At 33.0% G+C, this 543-nt stretch carries 1 pseudogene; it reads left to right on the top strand.

The features are described 5' to 3' along the window. Window positions 1–314, top strand: a pseudogene (locus AVJ19_RS21255) (aliphatic sulfonates ABC transporter substrate-binding protein); the annotation flags it as partial. Window positions 315–543: the final 229 nt, after the last annotated feature.

Genomic DNA, 543 nt, shown 5'->3' with positions numbered 1-543 from the left:
ATCAATATTATATTTCCAATCCTAGCTTTACCCAACAACACCCCGATGCCATTGATAAATTTATTTCGGGTGCAAATCACGCCAATACTTGGATGCAACAAAACCCACAACAAACCGTTAGTTATTATGCACAATCCATTGGTCAGGATGAAAATATTGCCAAACTTGCGCTAGATAAGCGTCCTAAAGATATCAACATTCGTAAGTTAGATCAGAAAATCATTGCCTCACAACAACGTATTGCTGACAATTTTTATCAAACCAAATTGATCCCACAAACGATTAATATCCAAAGCGTAACATTTACACATTAATCAAAGGTTTTTTAAGCAATTGTCATAAACAATGCCACATTTTTTGATGAACAATTTGCTAAAACGAGGATGATATTATGCAAAACTGGCTTTTATTTAAACGAGATACTTTTAAAAATGCCAATATTGCTCCATTTTTAAACACTTGGTTGGTTTTTTTATTTTTGATGCAGAAAAATATTTGACACTTTTTAATATTCACCCTAATATACGCCCACCTCTGAAACGA

Source organism: Acinetobacter sp. CFCC 10889, from assembly GCF_003268395.1.
Taxonomy (GTDB): domain Bacteria; phylum Pseudomonadota; class Gammaproteobacteria; order Pseudomonadales; family Moraxellaceae; genus Acinetobacter.
The sequence above is the reverse complement of the archived record's forward strand: the minus strand, read 5'-3'. Positions and strand labels throughout refer to the sequence as shown.